The sequence below is a fragment of the Streptomyces sp. G45 genome (assembly GCF_049542095.1).
Classification (GTDB): Bacteria; Actinomycetota; Actinomycetes; order Streptomycetales; family Streptomycetaceae; genus Streptomyces.
In genome coordinates this window covers 7737501-7760876 of the sequence record NZ_JBMUZU010000001.1, presented here as the reverse complement: position 1 = coordinate 7760876, position 23376 = coordinate 7737501, and the positions used below count along the sequence as shown (strand labels likewise).

Below are 23376 nucleotides of genomic sequence, written 5' to 3'. Positions count from 1 at the left end.
ACCGTGCCCGCGCCCGCTCAGTCCTCATCGGCCAGGATCAGATACAGCTTCTTGCGGGCGTCGTTGATCACGGCGAGCGCCTTGTCGCGCTGCTCCTTGGAGCCGGTCTTCCAGACCTGCCCGAACGCCTCCATCAGGCCGAATCCGGCCTGCCGGATCTCCGTCAGGGCTTCCCAGTCGACCCCGCGCCCGGCCTCTTCCCACGGCGCGTCGGGCCCCTCGTCCGCGGCCTCGCGGCCGGACTCGGTGAGCGAGAAGAGCTTCTTGCCGCCCTCGCTGGCGCTGGTGATGAGACCCTCGTCCTCCAGGAGCTGGAGCGTCGGGTAGACGGACCCGGGGCTGGGCTTCCACGCCCCGCCGCTGCGCTCGGCGATCTCCTGAATCATCTCGTAGCCGTGCATCGGCCGGTCCTTCAGCAGGGCCAGGATCGACGCCCGCACATCACCGCGGCGCGCCCGGCCGCGCGGACCACCCCGGCCACCGCGCCCGCCGCCCCAGGGGCCGGGCCCGCCGAAGCCGGGCCCGAAGGGCCCGAACGCGGCGCGCCGCCCCTCGAATCCACCCCGCCCCTCACGCCCGGCCCCCCAGGGGCCGCGCCCGCGACCCTGCCGGTGCTCATGCTCGAAACCGTGCTCGAAACCATGCGTACGCATCTCGATCAGTCCTTCCTCAGGTGAACTCCTTCAGCGATCTACCGCGACGTCGTTGATCTGTCGCGATGCTTCAACGATATATCGGAAGCGTTCGTCTGGCAAGGCACTGGCACGCACGCGGCGACCTGTGCAGGTGAACGCTGATCGATGGCCGGGGAAGGGGGACGGACGGCTGTGCGCGGGCCGCCCCCTCAGACCCCCCAGAGCCGAGTTACCGCTAGCGTGAGCCTCATGACGGCTGAGGACGAGGCGCTCGTCGGCGGGATGGTGAACGTGGGAGCGGTCTTCCGCCGGGGGGAGTTGGTCGAGCGACCGGCACCGCGCAACGCGCGCACCCTGCACGCCCACCTCCTCGCGCTGAGGGAGCACGGCTTCGACGCGGCGCCAGCCCCCGTCGGTCTCACCGCGGACGGCCGTGAGCAGCTGACCTTCATCCCTGGTGACGTGGCTCTGCCGCCCTTCCCGGACTGGGCGATGACGAGTTCCGCCCTCGCGTCGGTGGGGAGCCTGCTGCGGCGTCTGCACGAGACCAGCGCGACCGTCGCGGTCGACCCCCGCGCCGAGTGGCCCCAGGACCTGGCCGACCCCGAGGGCGGAACGATGCTCTGCCACAACGATGTGTGCCCGGAGAACGTCGTCTTCCGCGACGGTCGTGCCGCGGCGCTGATCGACTTCGACCTGGCGGCCCCGGGCCGCGCCCTGTGGGACATCGCCATGACCGCCCGCTACTGGGTGCCCATGCTCGATCCCGGGTCCGCGACCACGCTCCATCCCCCCGGGCTGGACACGGCCGCACGGCTGCGGATCCTTGCCGACGCCTACGGCCTCTCGGCGGAGGACCGCGCCGAGTTGCCCGGCGTCATCGAACAGGCCACGGACGTCTGCCGGGCCTTCGTCACCCGCCGCGTGGCCAGCGGAGACCCCGCCTATCGCCAGGCGTTGGCCGAGCGTGGTGGATGGGAGCGCTGGGACCGCCTGCAGACCTGGCTGTCGGACCACCGCAGGACGTTCACGGCTGCCCTGCTCAGCTGACCGGCGCGGACATCCGACGCCACCACACGGGCGATGTCGATCGACGCCACAGAGGCGAGGGCGATCGACACAAGACAAAGGTGATGGCGACGCGAGCCGCTACCCGGCGCGGTACGAAGTCGCCACGGCCCTCCCTGCCCGATACGGCGACGTCATGCCGACCGCCGCCATCCGCGCCCTTCTCGACAACGGCGCCGTCCGCCCGCGTCGCCCTCGCCCACTCGACCCGCGAGGCGCTGGGCGACCCACCCCACGCCTCACCCCACGCCGCATCCCACGCCGACATCGCGGACGCCAACGCGCTCGGGCTCCACCACGCCACCAGAGCGCAGCGCAGGCCACCCCGCACCCGAAGTCCGACACCACCCCACGGCCAATCCCACGGTGGAACCAACCGCCACCCCCACCCCCAACACCCCCAACACCCCCAACAAGGGCCACCAAACCACAATTGGCCTTACTCACGCCCACCCGTGGCCCCCTACCGTCGCCCCATGACCACTGCCCCACGGACCCGCATCCGCATCGTCGACGCCTTCGCCGACCGCCCCTTCACCGGCAACCCGGCGGGGGTCGTCCTCCTCGACGCCTACCCCGACGACCAGTGGCTCCAGGACGTGGCCCTGGAGGTCAACCACGCCGAGACCGCCTTCGCCCACCCCCTGCCCCCTGGCGGCGAGGCCGACTGGGCGCTGCGCTGGTTCACGCCCGCCACCGAGGTCGACCTGTGCGGCCACGCCACGCTGGCCACCGCGCACGTCCTGCACACCACGGGCACCGCGACCGGCCCGGTGCGCTTCGCCACCCGGTCCGGCGTGCTGGTCGCCACCGCCCACGGCGACGGCTCCCTCACGCTGGACTTCCCGACCGCCCCGCTCACGCCCACCGCCGTCCCCGACGGCGTCGCCGAAGCCCTGGGCGCCACGCCGCTGTCGGCCCACGACACGGGCCCGCACATCGGCGACCTGCTGGTGGAGCTGCCCGACGAGAAGACGGTCAGGGCGCTCGCGCCGGACCACAAGGCGCTGGTAGCGCACTCCGAGCGCGGCATCATCGCGACCGCGCCCGCCGAGGACCCCGCGCGCGGCTACGACTTCGTGTCGCGCTGCTTCTTCCCGCGCGTCGGCATCGACGAGGACCCGGTGACGGGCAGCGCCCACACCGCGCTCGCCCCGTTCTGGACGGCGCGCCTCGGCCGTACGGACCTGACGGGCCTCCAGGCGTCACCGCGCTCCGGCCGGGTCCGCACCGACACGCGCGGCGACCGCACCCTGCTCACCGGTCGCGCGGTCACGGTCATCGAGGGCGACCTGCTGGCCTGAGCCGCCCCGAGGCCCCGGCCCACCGCGGCGCGTCACGCGGTAGGCAGCCAGCCCACCTTCCCCGCGAGCAGCGCGTAGCCGACGAACGCGCCGATGTCGAGCAGCGAGTGGGCGACCACGAGCGGCCCGACCCGCCCCCACCGCCGGTACAGCAGCACGAACAGCACGCCCATCACCATGTTCCCGACGAACCCGCCGATGCCCTGGTAGAGGTGGTACGACCCGCGCAGCACCGAGCTGGCCGCGAGCGCCGCCATCGGCGTCCACCCCAACTGCCCGAGCCTGCGCAGCAGGTAGCCGACGACGATCACCTCCTCCAGGATCGCGTTCTGGAGCGCCGACAGGACGAGCACGGGGTACTTCCACCACACGTCGGGCAGGTTCTCCGGCACCACGGTGAGGTTGAAGCCGAGGCCGCGCGCGGCCAGGTAGAAGGCGATGCCGGTGGAGCCGACGACCGCGGCGATCACCGTCCCGCGCCCCAGGTCGGGCCAGGGCCTGGCGCGGTCGAAGCCGATGTCCCGCAGCCCGGAGCCCTCCCGCAGCAGCAGGTGCGCGACCAGGGCCACCGGCACGAGCGCGGTGGAGATGCCGAACAGCTGCCACGCGAGGTCCAGCCAGGGCCGCCCGGGGGCCGCCGACGTGTTCATCTTCGCGGCCTGGTCGCTGAGCCCGCCGGGCCTGGTGACCGACCCGATGAAGCTGATCAGCGCGGACACGCCGCTGGCGCCCAGCGACAGGGCGAGGACGAGCAGCGTCTCGTCCCGGAAGGTCCGCCGCGAGAGCCGCTCCTCGGGCAGGACACCGGCCGTCGGCCCCACTCGCACTTCTGCCTCCACTGCGTGATCCCGCCTCGTCGCTCACCGTGCCGCTCCCATCCGCCGCGCAGGGCGAGGCGGCACCTGGGGCGTCAAGCTTGCCTGATGACCGCGGGGGCCGGTCGGCCGACCCGCGCTCACCCGCGGGCACGCGGCGGTACGGGAGCGATCCTGAGGGGCACGGACGGACCGGCGGCTCAGGCTCCGCGCTGCGTCACGTCAGCGGCAGCGCCGGTTCCGGCAGCCCCACCGGCCAGGTGTGCACGGGCTCCCCCGCGTGCATCAGCTCGCAGTAGCGCCGGGTGGTCGCCGCGAGCGCCGCCTCGCGCTCCAGACCGCGCTCCAGGGCACAGTGGTAGGTCGCCGCCTGCCACGACGCCCCGTTGACCCGCCGCTTGCAGCGCTCGTCGATCACGCCGAGGTACAGGTCGCGGTCCGCGGGCTCCACACCCCACGCGTCGAGCCCGGCCGCGGCCAGCGGCAGCAGCTCCTCGCGTACGAGGTCGACGGCCGCCACCCGTGCGGTCCCCCGTAGCGCCCGCGCCGCGGCCACTCCAGGTCGGCCTCGATGCCGTACCGGCACGCGGCGTCGAAGTTCCGGGAAGCCGCCTCGAAGGGCAGCCGTGCCCACACGGGCCGCGCCTCCTCGGCGAGGGCGCGCACCACCCCGTAGTAGAAGGCGGCGTTGGCGATGACATCGGTGACGGTGGGGCCCGCGGGCAGCACGCGGTTCTCCACGCGCAGGTGCGGCACACCGTCGGCGATGCCGTACACCGGGCGGTTCCAGCGGTACACCGTGCCGTTGTGCAGCGTCAGTTCGGCGAGCTGCGGCACGCCCCCGGCGTCGAGGACGCGCTGCGGGTCCTCGTCCTCGCACAGCGGGATCAGCGCGGGGAAGTACCGCACGTTCTCCTCGAAGAGGTCGTACGCGCTGGTGATCCACCGCTCGCCGAACCAGCTCCGCGGCCGTACGCCCTGCGCCTGGAGCTCGGGCGGCCGCGTGTCCGTGGACTGCAGGAACAGCGGCGGCCGCGACTCCCGCCACAGCTCGCGCCCGAACAGGAACGGCGCGTTGGCACCCACCGCGACCTGCGCGGCGGCCACGGCCTGGGCCGCGTTCCACACGTCGGCGAACTTGCCCGGCGTCACCTGGAGGTGCAGCTGCACGGACGTGCAGGCGGCCTCCGGCGCGATGGACGCCGACATGCAGGTCAGCCGCTCCACGCCCTCGATGTCCAGCGTGAAGCTCTCGCCGCGGGCCGCGACGATCGAGGAGTTGAGCAGCTCGTAGCGGTCGTCGTCCGACAGGTTCGCGGACACCAGGTGATGGCGCGACAGGGTCGGCAGAATGCCGATCATCACGATGCCCGCGTCGACCTCGTTGGCCTTCCGGTGGGCATAGGCGAGACCGGTGCGCAGCTCCTCGGCGAGCCGGTCGAGAACGCGCCCGCCCAACCGGTGCGGGGCAATGTTCACTTCCAGATTGAACATTCCGAGTTCGGTCTGGAAATCGCGGCTCGCGATCCGTTCGAGAACTTCGGCATTCATCATTCTCGGGGTGCCGTCGGGCCCCGCGAGATTCAGCTCTATCTCCAGGCCCATCAGGTTCTTGGGCCGGTCGAACCGACGCTCCTCGTGCAGCCGCGCGAACGCCGCGAGGCACTGCCGGAGCTTGCCGCGGTACCGGTGGCGATCGGACAGGTCAAACGTTCCTGCCTCGACCTTCTCCCCCATCGAAGCGTCCCTCCTCGAATGGGCAGCCCACAACCCGGCCGCTGTGTACGGAGGATGATGCCCCGTCGATATGATCGATAACGCCTCGCGCGGGCCGCGCGATCAGTACGCTCGGAGCGGGTGCCCCGCAGGCACTTTCACGGGGCATGGTGTGGCGCTCGGTATCCCTTCCTCCGATTGTGGTGAAAAAAACCGACTAGAATCGGCCGACCGCGCCCGCCGAGATTGCCGAGGCAGCGGGTATGAACTCACTCAGAAACCGGGAGAAAACCCCTCTGGAAGCCGTCCGGTTAACGCCTTGCCCGCGATATGGGAAGCGGCTACCCGAAACCCGTTCTGAACATATGTCGTATAAACTCACCTGTTGAGGCAGAGAGTTGGCGCTCGCGGTCCCCCGCCCCCCGGGGCCTTGCCCCCGCCCCCTCTGACCCAGCAGACAGCGCCGTTTGCACCGCCCCCGCTCGCTTCACTGTGCCTGTCGAATGAGAGAGGCGACCCACCATGCCCCTGCATGTCCCCCCGGCTCCCGCGCCCGCCCTGCGCAGCGTCCTCGCGGCCCTCGGCTCCCCCACCGCCGTACGGGCGGCCCGCACCCCGTCCCTGCGCACCGCGCAGGGCCCCGCGAGGCCGGACCTCCCGCTCCCCGTCCACGAGTTGGACCACACGGGGGCACAGGCCGCACCGGCGGACGGCTCGCCGACCACGCTCACCGGCTGGCGCTTCCTGATCCGCTGCGGAGAGCGCGCGGTGGCCGCGGCGGAGACGATGCTGACGCCCGACGGCTGGGCGTTCTCCCACTTCTGCGAGGGCCCCTACATCCCGTCCGCCGAACTGGCCCTGCGCCAGGCCGAGGCCCTGCCGACGCCCTACCAGCCGCGCCTGCTGTCCGTGCCCGAGCTCTACATGCTCACGCTGTGGCTGCACGGCGACTGCACGGCGGACGCCGAGGGCGGAGCGGTCGCCCCCGCCGACGTCCTGGTACCGCTCTCGCCCGCACCCCCCGGCATCGCGGCCCACCGCCCGCACCGCGCCGCCGACCTCCTCGCGGCGCTCAGCCACCGCCTGACCCCGGCCCCACTGCTCGGCTCCCCCGCCTGACACCGGCCAGCCCCGGGCGTCTCCAGCCGCCCCTGGCCAGCCCCAGCCGACCTGGGCTCCGCCCAGCCACAGTGCCCCGCGTCCCACCCGGGCCGCGGGGCACCGCGCTGCCCCGGCCCGACCCCGACCGGGCCCGCCCGGCCCAACCGGACTAGCCCACTTCGGCCACGTCGAACCACCCGAAGGGACAGGGGAGTTGGACTGAACCGTCCGGGCGGGTGATACGTCCTTAAGCAGTAGGAAGCGCTGCCGCTAAATCCCTGCGGAATCTCGTCCGTGGGGGAACACTGGACTGGACCGACAACCAACGGGGGGCGGCATGACCACCGCATCGAGCCGCGGGAACAACGCCACATCCATCACATCGCAGCGAAAGAACCCTTCCATGTGCCAGCACCAGCCACCGTGCCCGACAGCAGAATCCGCCGACCGGGAGGCCGCGTCCCTCGTGGCGCACCACCCGGAGCAGGGCTGGAGCCTGCTGTGCAACGGCGTCGTCCTCTTCGAGGACACCGGTGAGCTGCTGCCGAACGGCGAGATCATCGCGCCGCACCGGCCGCTCGGCATCGACCAGGTGATGACGGCCGCCTGAGCCGTCCGCCGCGCGCACACGCACCACGACGCTCCACACACGCACTACAGGCACCACACGCACCACGACGCACCAAAGGGCCGGGCCGGAAGACCTCGTGACGGACGACGTCTCCCGAACCGGCCCTCATTCGTGCCTGGCGCCAGGATCAGTCCTCGTACGCGTCCAGCGGCGGGCAGGAGCAGACCAGGTTCCGGTCGCCGTACGCCTGGTCGATGCGGCGTACCGGCGGCCAGTACTTGTCGGCGGCCGACACACCGGCCGGGAAGACGGCCTCCTCGCGGCTGTAGCCGTGCTCCCAGTCGCCGCCCAGCGCGGCGGCCGTGTGCGGGGCGTTGCGCAGCGGGTTGTCGTCCGCGGCCCACGCGCCGCTCGCGACCTTCTCGATCTCCCCGCGGATGGCGATCATCGCGTCGCAGAAACGGTCCAGCTCATCCAGGTCCTCGCTCTCCGTCGGCTCGATCATCAGCGTCCCGGCGACGGGGAAGGACATGGTCGGCGCGTGGAAGCCGTAGTCGATGAGCCGCTTGGCGATGTCGTCGACGGTGACGCCCGTGGCCTTGCTGAGCGGCCGCAGGTCGATGATGCACTCGTGCGCGACGAGGCCGCCGGGGCCGGTGTAGAGCACCGGGAAGTGCGGCTCGAGGCGCTTGGCGATGTAGTTCGCGGAGAGCACCGCGATCTGCGTGGCGCGCTTGAGTCCCTCGCCGCCCATGAGACGCACGTACGACCACGAGATCGGCAGGATCCCGGCGGAGCCCCACGGAGCGGCCGAGACCGGGCCGACGCCCGTCTCCGGCCCGGCGGCGGGCTGGAGCGGGTGGTTCGGCAGGTACGGCGCGAGGTGCTCGCGCACCGCGACCGGGCCGACGCCGGGGCCGCCACCGCCGTGCGGGATGCAGAAGGTCTTGTGCAGGTTCAGGTGCGACACGTCGCCGCCGAAGTGGCCCGGCTTGGCCAGCCCCACCAGCGCGTTGAGGTTGGCGCCGTCCACGTACACCTGGCCGCCCGCCTCGTGGACGGCCGCGCAGATGTCGGCGACGTGCTCCTCGAACACGCCGTGCGTGGACGGGTACGTGATCATCAGCACCGCGAGCTGGTCGCGGTACTGCTCGATCTTCGCGCGCAGGTCGTCCACGTCGATCTCGCCGTCATCGGCGGTCTTCACCACGACGACCCTCATCCCGGCCATGACGGCGCTGGCGGCGTTGGTGCCGTGCGCGGAGGACGGGATGAGACAGACGGTGCGCTGCTCGTCGCCGTTGGCCCGGTGGTAGCCGCGCACCGCGAGCAGACCGGCCAGCTCGCCCTGCGAACCGGCGTTCGGCTGGAGCGACACCTTGTCGTAGCCGGTGACCTCGGCGAGACGTTCCTCCAGCTCTCGGATGAGCGTCAGATAGCCCTGCGCCTGCTGGGCGGGCGCGAAGGGGTGCAGCTGCCCGAACTCGGGCCAGGTGACCGGCTCCATCTCCGTGGTCGCGTTGAGCTTCATCGTGCAGGAGCCCAGCGGGATCATGCCGCGGTCGAGCGCGTAGTCGCGGTCGGCCAGCTTGCGCAGGTAGCGCAGCATCGCGGTCTCGGAGCGGTACTGGTGGAAGACCGGGTGCGTCAGGTACTCGTCGGAGCGGAGCAGGGCGGCGGGCAGCGCGTCCTCGGTGGTCGCGTCGAGGGCCTCGATGTCGGCCTCGACGCCGAACGCCGTCCACACCGCGGTGAGCTGCGCCCGCGTGGTGGTCTCGTCGCAGGCGAACGACACGTGGTCGGCGTCGACGAGGCGCAGGTTGACCCCGCCCTCGCGCGCGGCCGCGACCACGTCGGCGGCCTTGCCCGGCACCCGCGCGGTCAGCGTGTCGAAGTACGCGCCGTGCAGGATCTCCACGCCGCCCGCGGTGAGGCCCGCGGCGAGCAGCGCCGCGTACCGGTGGGTGCGGCGGGCGATGGTGCGGAGCCCCTCGGGGCCGTGGTACACCGCGTACATCCCGGCCATGACGGCGAGCAGCACCTGCGCGGTGCAGATGTTGCTGGTGGCCTTCTCGCGGCGGATGTGCTGCTCGCGGGTCTGGAGGGCCAGGCGGTAGGCCTTGTTGCCGTCCGCGTCCACGGACACGCCGACGAGGCGGCCGGGCAGGCTGCGGGCGAACTTCTCGCGCACCGCCATGTATCCGGCGTGCGGGCCGCCGAAGCCCATGGGCACGCCGAAGCGCTGGGTGGTGCCGACGGCGATGTCGGCGCCCAGCTCGCCGGGCGAGGTGAGCAGCGTGAGGGCCAGCAGGTCGGCGGCGACGGTGACGACCGCGCCCAGCTCGTGGGCCTGGTCGATGACGGGCTTGATGTCGCGGACGGCTCCGGAGGCGCCCGGGTACTGCACGAGGACGCCGCTGATCTCGCGCTCGGCTAGGTCGGCGGGGATGCCGTCGCTCAGGTCGGCGACGACGACCTCGACGCCGGTCGGCTCGGCACGGGTCTGGATGACCGCGATGGTCTGCGGCAGGGCGTCCGCGTCGACCACGAAGACGCCGTTCTTGACCTTGCCGACGCGCCGGGACAGCGCCATCGCCTCGGCCGCGGCTGTGCCCTCGTCGAGCAGTGAGGCGCCGGAGGTGGGCAGCCCCGTCAGCTCGGCGACGACGGTCTGGAAGTTGAGCAGCGCCTCAAGGCGGCCCTGGGAGATCTCCGGCTGGTACGGCGTGTACGCCGTGTACCACGCGGGGTTCTCCATGACGTTCCGCAGGATCACCGGCGGCGTGAACGTGCCGTAGTACCCGAGTCCGATCATGGAGTCGAGGACCTGGTTGCGGTCGGCGAGGGAGCGCAGCTCGGCCAGGACCTCGGCCTCCGTGCGCGCGCCGGGCAGATCGAGGGCCTCGGCGTTCTTGATCACATCGGGGACTGCGGTGGCCGTGAGCTCGTCGAGCGAGCCGTACCCGACCTGGGCGAGCATCTTGGCGCGCGCTTCCGCGTCGGGGCCGATGTGCCGCTGCTCGAAGGGGATTCCCTGTTCGAGCCGCGCGAGCGGAATGCGAGGAGTGGCGGTCATTGCGGAGGCCTCCTGGTCTTACGCGACCTGCGAGGGGCACCACGGCGCGGGTACCCGGACGGCCTCCCCCTCTGTCATCTCAACCTGAGAGCTTCACAGGCCCGCCCGGGAGCGGTCCTGCTTGCACCGTCGGTGAGGAAGGGTTCCGAACGTGCCCGCCCGACGCCCGCCCTGCTTTCCAGAGTGGCCTCGTCCGTGCGGTACAGGGGCCTGAGAGATTCCGGGGAGGAGTTGCTCCTTCGGCGCCTCCGGTGCTGCCACCGAAGAGCTCTCCCGCACGGGGTCAACAGCCGCTTGCCAGCCTACCAGCGAGGTCAGCGGCCGAACCCTCAAGTGGCCGCCCGCCTCAATGTGCTCTTTCGTAGTGATGACGAGCCAAACCAGGACGAGAACGAACCCGAAGCGAGCCCAGAACACACCCGGAACGAACCGGAAACGACCCCGGAACGCCCCAGGAACGACCTCGGAACGAACACAGGACGACCTCACTACGACCTCACTACGACGTCAATACGACCCCAGAGCGACCCCAGAGCGACCCCAGGACAAGCCGAGAACGAGCCGAGAACGAGCCAAGAGCGAACGGCGGCGAAGGACTCGCGACCAGTTGGAGGGCCCGTGCAGACCGACATCGATCCGCGCAACCTGATCGGCCGCAAGGCGTTCGACCGCAACGGCACCAAGATCGGCACGGTGGACGAGGTGTACCTCGACGACGCCACCGGCACCCCGGAGTGGGCGGCCATACGCACGGGGCTGTTCAGCAGGGACGCCTTCGTGCCCCTGGAGCCGAGCGAGCTGGTCCACGACGGCACGCTCCGCGTCCCCTTCGAGCGCGCCCTGATCAAGGACGCCCCCGACTTCGGCGTGGGCCGCCACCTCTCCCCCGAGCAGGAGCTGCAGCTCTACCGCCACTACGGCCTCGACCTGGCGGCGCCGCCTCCGCTGCCGGACCACGAGTTCGGCCAGCGCCCGGACCAGCCGGACGCGTAGCACGGCCTGGCGGGCCGATACGCTCGGTACGGGGTCCTGGGGGCCGTGGCCCGTACGCACCGCCGCCCCTCATCCCGCCCGGGGGCCGTGGCCCGTACGCGCGCCGCCGCTCATCCCGCCCGGGGACCGTGACCCGTACGCGCGCCGCCGCTCATCCCGCCCGGGGGCCGTGTTCCGTACGCGCGCCGTCTCCCACCCCGCTCCGGCGCCGCCCGCACCCCACCCGGCCCCGCGCCGGGCATCGCCCGCCCTGCCCTGGAGGACCGCGCCCGGCGCCCGCCGACGCTTGAGCCCCCCGCCCCAGGGCGATCACGCCCCGGTCACCCCAGAGCTGCCCCAGCACGTCCTCCGCGCCCCGCGGCCCTGCGCCCCCACCAAAGGCCACCACCACCCCCAGGACCGCTCCCCAGCCCCACCCCCTCGCCCACCTACTCCTCCCCCGCGCCAGCCCCCACACCACCCGCTGAGGCCCCGGCAACCGCCTCCTCACCGCCCACCTCAGCTACCGCACCCACCTCCACCTCAACCACGCCAGGCACACCAGCCGCTTCCATCACCCCAGCAACGCCAGCCGACTGAATCACCCCAGCCGCTCCAGCCTCCCCACCCGCTTCAACCGCTTCAACCGCTCCCGCCACCACCAACGGCAACGGATCCGACGCCTCAAGCTCCGGATCCTCGACCCGGAACGTCCGCACCCGCCCTGGAACCGACCCCGGCGTCTCGAACCGCACGGTCACCCGCCCCAGGCCACTGCCCTGCACCCACCCGGGCCCGTGCACGGCGTGCCGGACGTCCTGTCCGGCCAGCCACCGCCGCTCGGCGAGCGGCACGGCCTCCTCACCCGCGTCCGGCACCCCGCTCTCCCCCTCGGGCACCGGCACCCCCTCGCTCTCCGCCGACTCCACGCCCTCGTCCAGCGAAGGCACCGTCTCCGCCCGCACGGCCGCCTGCGCCTGCGCGAACAGGTCCTCCTGCGTGAAGTCCGCGAGGCCGCTGACGCCGACGCCGAGCAGCCGCACGCCTCCCGTGGTGTCCACGGACTCCAGAAGCCGCGCGGCGGCCTCCCGCACGACCGCGGGGTCGTCCGTGGGCCCGCGCAGCGTCTCGGACCGCGTCAGCGTCGAGAAGTCGTACCTCCGCACCTTCAGCACGATGGTGCGTCCGGAGTGCCCGGCGGCCCGCAGCCGCTGCACGCACCGGTCGGCGAGCCGCGCGACCTCCGTCCTGACCCGGACCCGGTCGTGGATGTCCACGTCGTACGTGTCCTCGACGCTGACCGACTTGGTGTCCCGCTCGGCGACCACGGCCCGCTCGTCCCGCGCGAGCGCCATCGCGTACAGGGACCCGCCGTGGGCCTTGCCGAGCAGCCGCACCAGCTCGTCCTCCCCGGCCTCGGCGAGTTCTTCGACCGTGGTGATCCCGGCACGCCTCAGATGGTCCCCGGTCGCGGGGCCGACCCCGGGCAGCACCCGCACCGACAGCGGCCCGAGCAGCTCCCGCTCGGTGCCGGGCACTATCAGCACCAGGCCGTCCGGCTTGGCCCGCTCCGAAGCGATCTTCGCCAGCATCTTGGACGCGGCGAGCCCCACCGACCCGGTCAGACCCGTGACCCGCCGGATGTCCGCGCGCAGGCGCTCCCCCACGGCCCGCGCCGACGCCTCGTCCGCCGCGACACCCCCCGCTTCCAGGTCCACGAAGGCCTCGTCGAGGCTGAGCGGCTCCACGAGCGGCGACAGCTCCCGCAGCAGCCCCATGACCTGCTCGCTGATCTCCCGGTACAGACCGAACCGGGGCACCAGGTACGCGGCGTTCGGCGCGAGCCGCCGCGCCTGCCCCATCGGCATCGCCGAGTGCACCCCGAACTGCCGCGCCTCGTACGACGCCGTGGCCACCACGCCGCGCGGCCCGAGGCCGCCGACCACGACGGCCTTGCCGCGCAGGCTGGGCTTGGCGGCCTGCTCGGCGGACGCGTAGAACGCGTCCATGTCGAGATGCAGAATCGTCGGCGCGGTTCTCACACCACCGATGCTGCCTTACGCCACTGACAATCCGGCCCGCCACCAGCCGGACCGGGCCGGGACGGGCCCGCACCAGACCGGCTCCTCGGGAGTTCGGAGCGGTCCGGACGAGGCCGTCAGCCCGCGCGGTTGCGCCGCCGCGCCAGCTCGTCCCCGGGGTGGTGCCCCACCAGGGTCTCCCCGGTGTCGATGCGCTCACCGTGCAGCTGCGACAGCGCCGCCTCGACGTCGCGCCACACGACGCCCACGGCGATGCCGAAGACGCCCTGGCCGCCCTGGAGGAGATCGTGGACCTCGCTGGGCGACGTGCACTCGTACACCGTCGCGCCGTCGCTCATCAGCGTCGTCCGCTCCAGGTCCCGGAAGCCGCTCTCGCGCAGGTGCTGGACCGTGGTGCGGATGTTCTGGAGCGAGACGCCCGTGTCGAGGAAACGCTTCACGACCTTCAAGACGACCACGTCACGGAAGCTGTAGAGCCGCTGGGTCCCTGAGCCGCCCGCCGCGCGCACGCTGGGCTCGACCAGACCGGTGCGCGCCCAGTAGTCGAGCTGGCGGTAGGTGATGCCCGCGGCGGCGCAGGCCGTGGGGCCGCGGTAGCCGATGGCGTCGCGCGCGGAGTCCGCGGGATCACCCGGCTGCTGCGCCGGACCTTCCGGGCCGGACGGGCTCCCGCCTCCGTGGACCGCCACCGGGCGCTTCGTAGAGGGATCGGCCGAGCCACCGTGCAGCGGATACGGACCGCCGACCGCTGTACCGTCGCCGCTGCTTCTCACGCCGACCTCCGTCCTTGACCTGCCTTCTCGACGGTAGGCAGTCACCAGGGGCTCGTCAACGATCGCCACACTCGGCACGCCGAGTGATAATCACCCTGCGAGTGGTTTCCCGTCCTATGCCGCGGGGAAAGGCTAGCCGAATGTCCCAGCGTCGGCCTCTCGGCGGGGGCCGTTCCGGCGACAGCTCGCTGACCGCCGCCGGTTCACCGCCCCGCTGGCAGCTCGGCAGCTCACTGGCTGCTGGTGCCGAAGTCCTCGGGCGAGATCTGGTCGAGGAACTCACGGAACTTCTCCACCTCGTCCTCCTGCTCGTCCGGGATGGCGATGCCCGCGTCGTCGAGCACGCCGTCACTGCCGAAGATCGGCGTCCCGGTGCGCAAGGCCAGCGCTATGGCATCGGAGGGACGGGCGCTCACCTCGACCCCGCTGGCGAAGACCAGCTCGGCGTAGAACACGCCTTCCCGCAGGTCGGTGATGCGCACTTCGGTGAGCTCCTGGCCGACGGCCTCCAGCACGTCCTTGAACAGGTCGTGCGTCAGCGGCCGCGCGGGCGCCATGCCCTGCTGTGCGAAGGCGATGGCGGTCGCCTCCCCTGGACCGATCCAGATGGGGAGGTACCGGTCGCCTCCCACTTCACGCAGGAGCACGATCGGCTGGTTGGAGGGCATTTCGACCCGGACACCTACGACGTCGAGCTCGTTCACACAGCAACCCTAGGCCGTGCCCGGCAGGTTTGGGTAGTCGGGCACCCGTCGAGTCAGCGCGGCCGGACACCCAGCGCACCGTGCACCAGTGCCGCGTGCAGCTTCCCCGTGAGCCCCGCGAGCTCCTGGGCGCGGGCCTCCGCATGGGCCCGGGTCTGCGGATTGCGGTGCCTGCGCAGCGGCGCGACGACCTGGTCGACGAGGGCCGCCTCCCGGTCCGCTGCGGCCTTCATGGCCCGCAGATGGCGCGGCTCGATGCCGAATCGTCCCAGCTCGACGACCAGCGCGGCGACCGTGATGGCCTCCGCGTCATAGCTGCCGTCGTCGAACGGCGAGATCAAGCCGTACGACTCCCACTCCTCGAGCTGCGCCTCGTCGGCCTCGACGGCGGCCAGCAGGGCCGCACGCCCCACTCGGGCGACGGTGCGCTCCTCGGTGCCGTCCGGCTGCTCGCCGTCGCCGGACTCCCGTTGCGGCCCCACCGAAGGCGGCGGGACCGGCTCCCCGCGCTCAGCCGCGTCCAACTGCTCGCGGATGACCTTCAGCGGCAGATAGTGGTCGCGCTGCATGCGCAGGACGTACCCGAGGCGCTCCACGTCCTCCGGGGTGAACTTCCGGTACCCCGACGGCGTGCGCTGTGGCTCGACGAGCCCTTCGGACTCCAAGAACCTGATCTTGGAGATCGTGACCTCGGGAAACTCCTCGCGGAGCACGTTCAGCACGCTGCCGATGCTCATCAGGCGACGGCCCGCGGCGGCGGTGCCGTTTCCGGCACCGCCCCTCGGTGTGTGCAGCATGGCCCTTCCCTCGGGTCTCCCCGGACCGGGTCCGGGGGAAGGTCAGATGCCCCGCTGGCTCGTGTAGAAGACCAGGCGGTACTTGCCGATCTGGACCTCGTCGCCGTTGGACAGGGCGACGGAGTCGATCCGCTCCCGGTTCACGTACGTGCCGTTGAGGCTGCCCACGTCGGCGACCGTGAAGGAGCCGTCCGGAGAGCGGCGGAACTCCACGTGGCGACGCGAGACCGTCACGTCGTCCAGGAAGATGTCGCTCTGCGGGTGGCGGCCCGCCGTGGTCAGCTCGCCGTCCAGCAGGAAGCGGCTGCCCGAGTTCGGACCCCGCCGGACCACGAGGAGGGCCGAGCCGAGCGGCAGCGCGTCGACGGCGGCCTGGGCCTCGGGCGACAGCGCCGGGGACGGCGTCTGCCCCGTGGTCTCGGCGTCGTACGCCTCAAGGCCCGAGATCGAGATCGTCGACGTGGTCTCGGACGGACGCTCGGCTACCGCTCCGGCCCGCAGCGGCGCACCGCAGTTGGAGCAGAAACGGCTGGCCTGCGCGTTGCGGTTCCCGCACCTCTGACACACCAGGGCCGACATGGACGGATCCTCCTGCCGCGGCTGCCCCGCTGGGGCATGGGACGCGTACGGGTCCTGGGCGAACCCTCCACCCGCACCTGGGGCTGACGGTTCCCCGAAACCTATGCGGCCGGAACTCGCAGGGTCAACAGATGACGCGCCCTGTCCGCCCGAAATGTCACCACCCGGACCAGCCACCTGGTCCCGGAACATCGGGCGCTCGCCCACCTGTGTCTCCGGCACGTCCGTCTGACGCGGCGCGCGATGACGGGCGTCCTCACGTGCACTCTTGCCGAACAACTTCGCAAACAACTTCACGGGCGATTCCCCTTGACCGAAACAGACCCGCCCGTGGGGCAGGACGAACCCTGATTGCACACACCGGCGTACATGCGCGGTACGGACACCTTCACAACGTCCGTATCCGCCAAACAGTTTCCACCACGCACCCCGTCCCGGATGCGCCGACCCCCCGCAACCTCATGCCCTGGACCGACGGCCCCCATGCACCCCCGCCTCACTGGGAGGACGACCGAGCGTAGTCAGGGCGCTTCGCCGGTCGCAAGGCGTCAACAACGATCTTCTCCATACGTGCGACAGTGACCGTGGCCTGCTCCTTCTCCAGAGTCTGCACCACGCCTCCCGGGATGTTCAGCGCCGGTTCGAGGTCCTGCGGCTTGCCGATGACCTTGAAGCGGTACGGTTCGGTGACCTTGCGTCCGTCCACGCGCACGCCGCCACCGGCCGCGTCCGACAGATGGGTGCCCGCCACCACCCGCACGTTGTCGACCTGGATGGCCTCGGCGCCCGCGGCGCGCAGCTCCTGGATGGCGTCGAGCAGCATGTCGGCCTCCACCGTCCCCTTCTTGTCGTCGATCGTCAGCGTGATGCCCGGCCCCTGCGCGGCCACGGTGCCCGCCAGGATGCCGAGTTGCCGTTCCCTCTCAGCGGTCTGCTTGCGGGCCTCCTCGGCCTGGTCCGAACTGTTCTCCAGGCCGGTGCGCTGTTCCTCCAGACGTCGCTTCTCATCTTCCAGACGCTGAGTTCGGTCATCCAGTTCATCCAGGATGCGCACAAGATCTTCTTGGCGTGCGCCGCGCAGCGCGCTGCTGTCGTTGGTGGACCGTACCTGGATGGCCAGGCCGAGGCCCAGAACGAACAGCAGCAGGGCCACGATCAGTTGTGCCCTGGTCAGACGGGGCGGCCAGAGCCCCTGTACGAGCCGCTGACGGCCGGTCATCGCGGACGGGCCGGAGGAGGCGCCCGGCCGCGCGCCCGGGCCCCCTGGGGCCGTTCCGGGCGGTGCAGGGACCTCGGCGGGCAGTTCCGCGCGCCGCTCGTCGTCGGGACCGCCGTCCCTGTGCGTGGGATGCATCGGCGTCACGCCCGGAACACGTGCCGACGGATGGCCGCGGCGTTGGAGAAGATGCGGATGCCGAGCACCACCACGACGCCCGTGGAGAGCTGCGCGCCGACGCCCAACTTGTCACCCAGGAAGACGATCAGCGCGGCCACGACCACGTTCGACAGGAACGACACCACGAAGACCTTGTCGTCGAAGATCCCGTCGAGCATCGCGCGCAGACCGCCGAACACCGCGTCGAGCGCGGCCACCACGGCGATCGGAAGATACGGCTCGACCACCGCCGGTACCTCGGGCCGGACCAACAATCCGGCCACGACTCCCACGACGAGGCCCAGTACGGCGATCACGATGTGCCCTTTCCTGCCTTCGGCTCTGCTGTGCGTACGGTCACACTGGGCGCGGCCGGAAGCCGGAGGTCGTCCACCGCCGCGATGCTGGTCCGGATGCCGAAGTTCTCCTGCAGCGCGTGCAGGTACTGACCGTCATGGCTGTTCTGGAACCGCGTGCTCAGCTGTTGGCCGTCGCCCACCGCGAGCACCGTATACGGCGGCACCAGCGGCTTGTTGTCGACCAGTATCGCGTCACCCGCCGCCCTGATGGCCGACAGCGCGGTCAGCCGCTGGTCATTGATGGTGATGGCCTCGGCACCCGACTCCCACAGACCGTTGACGACGCGCTGCATGTCGCGGTCGCGCACGCGGCCGGTGTCGGAGAAGCCGGAGCTCTCCCGCGGCCCGCCGCCGCCCTGGTCGGCCTGCTTCTTGTCGTTGACCACCAGCTTCACGCCCGGCCCGCGCACCTCCGTGGCACCGGACAGCAGCGCGACCAACTCGGCCCCGTCCCCGCCGTGTTCCTTCAGCGCGGCACGCTGGCGGGCGCTCACGTCGCCCCGCAACTCGTCGACCTCGTGCTCCAGGTCGTCCGCGTCCCGGGTCGCGGTCTCGACCCGGTCGATGAGCTCGCGGCGCTCCTTGGCCAGCTCCGGCGCCGCTATCCGCGCCTGCGCGGCGCCCACGGTCACCACCATCGCCGCGAGCACCAGGCCGACCGCGAGGCCCAGCTTCGCCCGCAGCGGCTTGGGCACTCCGGTGGAGCCGGATTCCCTCTTGCGGGCGGCCGCCTCCGAGTACCCCTCGTCCAGGCTGTGGTCCATGACCGTGGTGAGCAGCGACATGGAAGCGTCCGGGCGCGAGGGGCGCGAGGCGGTGCTCCGAACGGGGGGCTGCTGCGGCATGCCGCACATCGTCGCACGTCGCGGGCGCTACCTCCGAATGGCCCCACCGGCGCGCCGGACAGCGCCACTTACGGGTGCTGCCCGGCGCGGTTGCGCTCAGCGTCCCGCGCTGTCCACGACGGCCGCCCACTCGTCAAGGAGAGCTTGAGCCGAGGCGTCGTCGGGCCCCTCGGCCCACAGGTGGGTGACGGCCTCCGCGGGGTCGGGCAGCACGAGCACCCAGCGCCCGTCCGCCTCCACGACGCGTACGCCGTCCGTCGTGTCCACCGACCGATCGCCCGCGGCCTCCACCACCCGCCGCATCACCAGTCCCTTCACGGCCCACGGAGTGGCGAGGTCCCGCCGCTGCACATGAGCCCGCGGGATGCGGGCGTCGATCTGGCTCAGCGTGAGCTGCGTGCGCGCCACGAGCCCGATGAGGCGCACGAACGCCGCCGTGCCGTCGAAGACGCTGCTGAACTCCGGCACGATGAAGCCGCCACGGCCGTCACCGCCGAAGATCGTCGAATCGCCGCGGCCGACCCGCGTGAGGTCGTCCGGGGACGTCGTCGTCCAGTCGACCTGTGTGCCGTGGTAGGCCGCCACCTGCTCGGCGATGCGCGTCGTCGTCACCGGCAGCGCGACCCGCCCGCTGCGCCGCTCCGCGGCGACCAGGTCCAGCATCACGAGCAGGGCCCGGTCGTCCTCGACGATCCGCCCCTTCTCGTCGACCAGCGAAAGGCGCTCGCCCACGGGGTCGAAGCGCACGCCGAAGGCCGCGCGCGCCGACGCCACGATCTCGCCGAGCCGCACCAGTCCGGCCCGGCGCGCGTCCGCCGACTCGGTCGGCCGCGACTCGTCGAGCCCCGGGTTGATGGTCAGCGCGTCGACCCCGAGCTTGCCGAGGAGGCTGGGCAGCACCAGCCCGGCGCTGCCGTTGGACGCGTCGACCACGACCTTCAGTTCGGACTCCGCGATTCCGGTCGTGTCCACGTTCCGCAGCAGCGATCCGGTGTACGAGTCGAACACGCTTGCCGGGAAGTGCAGGTCTCCGATCTCTCCGGGGAAGGCCCGCCGGTACTCCTGGCGCGCGTACACCCGGTCGAGTTTCCGCTGGCTCGCCTGCGAGAGGTCCGCTCCCCGCCCGTCGAAGAACATGATGTCGACGGAGTCCGGCACCCCGGGTGTGGTCCGGATCATGATGCCTCCGGCGCTTCCGCGCGCGGTCTGCTGCCGCGCCACCGGCAGCGGCACGTTCTCCAGGTCGCGTACGTCGATGGCGCTGGCCTGGAGCGCGGAGATCACCGCCCGCTTCAGGGCCCGCGCACCCCGGGAGTGGTCACGGGCCGTGGTGACCGTCGAGCCCTTCTTCAGCGTCGTCGCGTACGCCCCCGCCAGTCGCACCGCGAGTTCCGGTGTGATCTCCACGTTCAGGATCCCGGAGACACCGCGGGCGCCGAAGAGGTGCGCCTGGCCGCGGGACTCCCAGATGACGGAGGTGTTGACGAAGGCACCGGCCTCGATGGTCTTGAACGGGTAGACCCGTACGTTCCCCTGGACGATCGATTCCTCACCGACGAGGCACTCGTCGCCGATGACCGCGCCGTCCTCGATCCGGGCGGCCCGCATGATGTCGGTGTTCTTGCCGACGACACAGCCCCGCAGGTTGCTGTGCTGCCCGATGTACACGTTGTCGTGGACGACCGCCTTGTGCAGGAAGGCACCGCTCTTCACGACGACGTTGGAGCCCACCACGGTGTGCTCCCGGATCTCGGCGTCCGCCTCGATCTTCGCGTAGTCCCCCACGTACAGCGGTCCGCGCAGTACGGCGTCGGGGTGCACCTCGGCTCCCTCGGCGACCCATACTCCGGGTGAGATCTCGAACCCGTCGAGTTCGACGTCGACCTTGCCCTCAAGGACGTCGGCCTGCGCCTTGACGTAGCTCTCGTGGGTGCCGACGTCTTCCCAGTAGCCCTCGGCCACATAGCCGTAGACGGGCTTGCCTTCCTTCATGAGCTGCGGGAAGACGTCCCCGGACCAGTCGACGGGGACGTCGGCCTCGACGTAGTCGAAGACCTCGGGCTCCATGACGTAGATACCCGTGTTCACCGTGTCGGAGAAGACCTGCCCCAGGTCGGCTTCTCCAGGAAGCGCTCGACCTTGCCTTCTTCGTCGACGATGGTGATGCCGAATTCCAGCGGGTTGGGAACGCGCGTGAGACAGACGGTGACGAGCGCGCCCTTCTCCTTGTGGAACCTGATCAGTTCGGTGAGGTCGAAGTCGGTCAGAGCGTCACCGGAGATGACCAGAAAGGCGTCGTCCTTCAGCGCCTCTTCCGCGTTCTTCACGCTTCCGGCAGTGCCGAGAGGCTTCTCCTCGTTGGCATAGGTGAGTTCCATTCCGAGCTCCTCACCGTCGCCGAAGTAGTTCTTGACGAGCGACGCCAGGAACTGCACGGTCACTACGGTCTCGGTGAGCCCATGCCTTTTCAGCAGCCGCAGCACATGCTCCATGATCGGCCGGTTGGCCACCGGCAGGAGCGGCTTGGGCATGCTCGAAGTCATGGGGCGAAGGCGAGTGCCTTCGCCCCCGGCCATCACGACGGCCTTCATGTCGGTAACGTCCTCCTTGATAGACGACGATCTAGCCGACTTGGCTCACCAGGATTGGCCCGTTCGAGTCAGTTCGGGGCCTCGTAGCCTCTACAGCCGCCAATTCGGCAAGCTCAATCGGCCATGGCATCCGCCTTGACAAGTCGGCGGACCTGAACCACGTAGAGGATCCCTGCCCACCAGTACAGCGTTGTACCCCATCCGGCGAACGCCCATCCGAAAATAGCAGCGAGTGTGTGGATCCAGCCACTTCCGTCACTGAGCAGAAGCAGCGGAAAGGCGTACATCAGGTTGAAGGTGGCGGCCTTCCCGAGGAAGTTCACCTGCGGCGGCGGATAGCCGTGGCGCCTGAGGATCCCGACCATCACCAGGAGAACCAGCTCACGCAGCAGCAGCACGGCCGTCAGCCAGAGCGGCAGGATCTCCCGCCAGGTGAGGCCGACCAGCGTGGACAGGATGTAGAGCCGGTCGGCTGCGGGGTCGAGGATCCGGCCGAGGCTACTGATCTGGTTCCACCGGCGGGCGAGCTTCCCGTCCAGGTAGTCGCTGACGCCGCTGAGCGCGAGCACGATCAGCGCCCACACGTCGCTGCTCTTGGGCCCGCCGAACTCCGGCCAGAGGATCAGCCACAGGAAGAGGGGTACGCCGACGAGACGCGCCATGCTGAGGATGTTCGGGATGGTGAGGACCCGGTCCGTCTGGACACGGGTCTCCTGGACCTCCACCCGGGGGCCTCCTGTGGGGAACGAGCCAATGATGCCCCCTGACCCTACCGTCAGTTGTCAGGCGCCTGTACGGAGGGGTGGCCGTCGTGCGAACGCAAAAAGCCGTGGTTCTCGGACATGATGTCCGAGAACCACGGCTCTCACTCAATTTTAGTTCGGCGGCGTCCTACTCTCCCACAGGGTCCCCCCTGCAGTACCATCGGCGCTGTAAGGCTTAGCTTCCGGGTTCGGAATGTAACCGGGCGTTTCCCTCACGCTATGACCACCGAAACACTACGAAACACATCAACCGCACCACACGTGTGTGTGGGGTTGTTCGTGGTTTCAGAACCAACACAGTGAACGCGAGCAACTGAGGACAAGCCCTCGGCCTATTAGTACCAGTCAACTCCACCCCTCACGAGGCTTCCATATCTGGCCTATCAACCCAGTCGTCTACTGGGAGCCTTACCCCATCAAGTGGGTGGGAGCCCTCATCTCGAAGCAGGCTTCCCGCTTAGATGCTTTCAGCGGTTATCCCTCCCGAACGTAGCCAACCAGCCATGCCCTTGGCAGAACAACTGGCACACCAGAGGTTCGTCCGTCCCGGTCCTCTCGTACTAGGGACAGCCCTTCTCAAGACTCCTACGCGCACAGCGGATAGGGACCGAACTGTCTCACGACGTTCTAAACCCAGCTCGCGTACCGCTTTAATGGGCGAACAGCCCAACCCTTGGGACCGACTCCAGCCCCAGGATGCGACGAGCCGACATCGAGGTGCCAAACCATCCCGTCGATATGGACTCTTGGGGAAGATCAGCCTGTTATCCCCGGGGTACCTTTTATCCGTTGAGCGACGGCGCTTCCACAAGCCACCGCCGGATCACTAGTCCCGACTTTCGTCCCTGCTCGACCCGTCAGTCTCACAGTCAAGCTCCCTTGTGCACTTACACTCAACACCTGATTACCAACCAGGCTGAGGGAACCTTTGGGCGCCTCCGTTACCCTTTGGGAGGCAACCGCCCCAGTTAAACTACCCATCAGACACTGTCCCTGATCCGGATCACGGACCCAGGTTAGACATCCAGCACGACCAGAGTGGTATTTCAACGACGACTCCACACACACTGGCGTGCATGCTTCACAGTCTCCCACCTATCCTACACAAGCCGAACCGAACACCAATATCAAACTGTAGTAAAGGTCCCGGGGTCTTTCCGTCCTGCTGCGCGAAACGAGCATCTTTACTCGTAGTGCAATTTCACCGGGCCTATGGTTGAGACAGTCGAGAAGTCGTTACGCCATTCGTGCAGGTCGGAACTTACCCGACAAGGAATTTCGCTACCTTA

The 23376-nt window shown here is 70.4% G+C and carries 17 protein-coding genes, 2 rRNA genes, 2 pseudogenes and 1 riboswitch (1 of these 22 cut by a window edge); of the genes and pseudogenes, 5 read left to right on the top strand and 16 right to left on the bottom strand.

The genetic code is table 11. From position 1 onward, the window contains the following. Positions 1-17 precede the first annotated feature (17 nt). A complete protein-coding gene (locus ACOBQU_RS32940; RefSeq protein WP_423632223.1) occupies positions 18-653 on the bottom strand; it encodes a PadR family transcriptional regulator in 636 nt (211 codons plus the stop codon). A gap of 231 nt (positions 654-884) precedes the next feature. On the opposite strand from ACOBQU_RS32940, the gene ACOBQU_RS32935 reads away from it, so the two are divergent. After that, positions 885-1685 carry a phosphotransferase gene (locus tag ACOBQU_RS32935; RefSeq protein ID WP_423632221.1) on the top strand — a complete coding sequence of 267 codons (801 nt, stop codon included), beginning with the start codon at positions 885-887 and terminating at the stop codon, positions 1683-1685. Between the two features lie 494 nt (positions 1686-2179). Beyond that, positions 2180-3007, top strand: a complete 828-nt coding sequence (locus ACOBQU_RS32930) for a PhzF family phenazine biosynthesis protein (RefSeq protein ID WP_423632219.1) — start codon at positions 2180-2182, stop codon at positions 3005-3007. A 32-nt stretch (positions 3008-3039) separates the two neighbouring features. Here the strand turns inward: ACOBQU_RS32930 and ACOBQU_RS32925 are convergent, their stop codons facing one another. Both ACOBQU_RS32925 and ACOBQU_RS32920 read right to left on the bottom strand, forming a co-directional pair. Continuing rightward, complete coding sequence (locus ACOBQU_RS32925; RefSeq protein WP_423632218.1) at positions 3040-3834, bottom strand: CPBP family intramembrane glutamic endopeptidase; 795 nt, start codon at positions 3832-3834, stop codon at positions 3040-3042. Positions 3835-4039: 205 nt separating this feature from the next. Then, positions 4040-5559, bottom strand: a pseudogene (locus ACOBQU_RS32920) (glutamate--cysteine ligase). 501 nt (positions 5560-6060) lie between these two features. On the opposite strand from ACOBQU_RS32920, the gene ACOBQU_RS32915 reads away from it, so the two are divergent. Together ACOBQU_RS32915 and ACOBQU_RS32910 are read left to right on the top strand one after the other, a co-directional pair. Next, positions 6061-6657, top strand: coding sequence for a hypothetical protein (locus tag ACOBQU_RS32915; RefSeq protein ID WP_423632216.1), 597 nt, complete (start codon positions 6061-6063; stop codon positions 6655-6657). A gap of 385 nt (positions 6658-7042) precedes the next feature. Continuing rightward, positions 7043-7249 (top strand): DUF5999 family protein, encoded by a 207-nt coding sequence (locus ACOBQU_RS32910; protein ID WP_423632214.1) that lies wholly within the window; start codon positions 7043-7045, stop codon positions 7247-7249. 148 nt (positions 7250-7397) lie between these two features. Here ACOBQU_RS32910 and gcvP read toward each other — a convergent pair whose 3' ends face one another. After that, positions 7398-10286, bottom strand: coding sequence for an aminomethyl-transferring glycine dehydrogenase (gcvP, locus tag ACOBQU_RS32905; RefSeq protein ID WP_423632212.1), 2889 nt, complete (start codon positions 10284-10286; stop codon positions 7398-7400). 188 nt (positions 10287-10474) lie between these two features. Next, positions 10475-10572: riboswitch (glycine riboswitch) on the bottom strand. A gap of 332 nt (positions 10573-10904) precedes the next feature. On the opposite strand from gcvP, the gene ACOBQU_RS32900 reads away from it, so the two are divergent. Next, positions 10905-11279 (top strand): PRC-barrel domain-containing protein, encoded by a 375-nt coding sequence (locus ACOBQU_RS32900; protein ID WP_423632210.1) that lies wholly within the window; start codon positions 10905-10907, stop codon positions 11277-11279. Between the two features lie 428 nt (positions 11280-11707). On the opposite strand, the gene ACOBQU_RS32895 is transcribed toward ACOBQU_RS32900, so the two are convergent. From ACOBQU_RS32895 to ACOBQU_RS32840, 12 genes and pseudogenes are all read right to left on the bottom strand, one after another. Then, positions 11708-13300 (bottom strand): DNA polymerase IV, encoded by a 1593-nt coding sequence (locus ACOBQU_RS32895; protein ID WP_423632208.1) that lies wholly within the window; start codon positions 13298-13300, stop codon positions 11708-11710. A gap of 116 nt (positions 13301-13416) precedes the next feature. Continuing rightward, a complete protein-coding gene (locus ACOBQU_RS32890) occupies positions 13417-14073 on the bottom strand; it encodes a MerR family transcriptional regulator (protein WP_423632207.1) in 657 nt (218 codons plus the stop codon). Positions 14074-14303: 230 nt separating this feature from the next. Next, the gene (locus tag ACOBQU_RS32885) at positions 14304-14777 is read right to left on the bottom strand and encodes a bifunctional nuclease family protein (protein ID WP_028797289.1); all 474 of its coding nucleotides are present in this window, start codon (positions 14775-14777) and stop codon (positions 14304-14306) included. A 53-nt stretch (positions 14778-14830) separates the two neighbouring features. After that, on the bottom strand, positions 14831-15574 hold the full coding sequence (locus ACOBQU_RS32880; RefSeq protein ID WP_423632204.1) for a MerR family transcriptional regulator: 744 nt from the start codon (positions 15572-15574) through the stop codon (positions 14831-14833). Between the two features lie 42 nt (positions 15575-15616). Continuing rightward, positions 15617-16567, bottom strand: coding sequence for an FHA domain-containing protein (locus tag ACOBQU_RS32875; RefSeq protein ID WP_423634870.1), 951 nt, complete (start codon positions 16565-16567; stop codon positions 15617-15619). A gap of 82 nt (positions 16568-16649) precedes the next feature. Next, positions 16650-17507: a DUF881 domain-containing protein gene (locus ACOBQU_RS32870; protein WP_423634868.1), complete on the bottom strand. Its 858-nt coding sequence runs from the start codon at positions 17505-17507 to the stop codon at positions 16650-16652. Between the two features lie 5 nt (positions 17508-17512). Then, a complete protein-coding gene (locus ACOBQU_RS32865) occupies positions 17513-17845 on the bottom strand; it encodes a small basic family protein (protein WP_003988855.1) in 333 nt (110 codons plus the stop codon). After that, positions 17842-18741, bottom strand: coding sequence for a DUF881 domain-containing protein (locus ACOBQU_RS32860; protein ID WP_423632203.1), 900 nt, complete (start codon positions 18739-18741; stop codon positions 17842-17844). Before ACOBQU_RS32860 ends, ACOBQU_RS32865 begins: the two co-directional genes overlap by 4 nt. A gap of 87 nt (positions 18742-18828) precedes the next feature. Next, positions 18829-21323: pseudogene (locus tag ACOBQU_RS32855) on the bottom strand (sugar phosphate nucleotidyltransferase). Between the two features lie 113 nt (positions 21324-21436). After that, the gene (locus tag ACOBQU_RS32850) at positions 21437-22048 is read right to left on the bottom strand and encodes a CDP-alcohol phosphatidyltransferase family protein (protein WP_423632201.1); all 612 of its coding nucleotides are present in this window, start codon (positions 22046-22048) and stop codon (positions 21437-21439) included. 153 nt (positions 22049-22201) lie between these two features. Next, positions 22202-22318: ribosomal RNA gene (rrf, locus tag ACOBQU_RS32845) — 5S ribosomal RNA — on the bottom strand. Positions 22319-22402: 84 nt separating this feature from the next. Further along, positions 22403-23376 (bottom strand): 23S ribosomal RNA (locus ACOBQU_RS32840) (it continues 2150 nt past the right edge of the window).

Excerpts from the sequence above, each read along its gene's own strand:
- ACOBQU_RS32940 (WP_423632223.1), bottom strand. The coding sequence starts at position 653 with ATGCGTACGCATGGTTTCGAGCACGGTTTCGAGCATGAGCACCGGCAG.
- ACOBQU_RS32935 (WP_423632221.1), top strand. The coding sequence starts at position 885 with ATGACGGCTGAGGACGAGGCGCTCGTCGGCGGGATGGTGAACGTGGGA.
- ACOBQU_RS32930 (WP_423632219.1), top strand. The coding sequence starts at position 2,180 with ATGACCACTGCCCCACGGACCCGCATCCGCATCGTCGACGCCTTCGCC.
- ACOBQU_RS32915 (WP_423632216.1), top strand. The coding sequence starts at position 6,061 with ATGCCCCTGCATGTCCCCCCGGCTCCCGCGCCCGCCCTGCGCAGCGTC.
- ACOBQU_RS32910 (WP_423632214.1), top strand. The coding sequence starts at position 7,043 with ATGTGCCAGCACCAGCCACCGTGCCCGACAGCAGAATCCGCCGACCGG.
- gcvP (WP_423632212.1), bottom strand. The coding sequence starts at position 10,286 with ATGACCGCCACTCCTCGCATTCCGCTCGCGCGGCTCGAACAGGGAATC.
- ACOBQU_RS32880 (WP_423632204.1), bottom strand. The coding sequence starts at position 15,574 with ATGCTGCACACACCGAGGGGCGGTGCCGGAAACGGCACCGCCGCCGCG.
- ACOBQU_RS32870 (WP_423634868.1), bottom strand. The coding sequence starts at position 17,507 with ATGCATCCCACGCACAGGGACGGCGGTCCCGACGACGAGCGGCGCGCG.
- ACOBQU_RS32860 (WP_423632203.1), bottom strand. The coding sequence starts at position 18,741 with ATGTGCGGCATGCCGCAGCAGCCCCCCGTTCGGAGCACCGCCTCGCGC.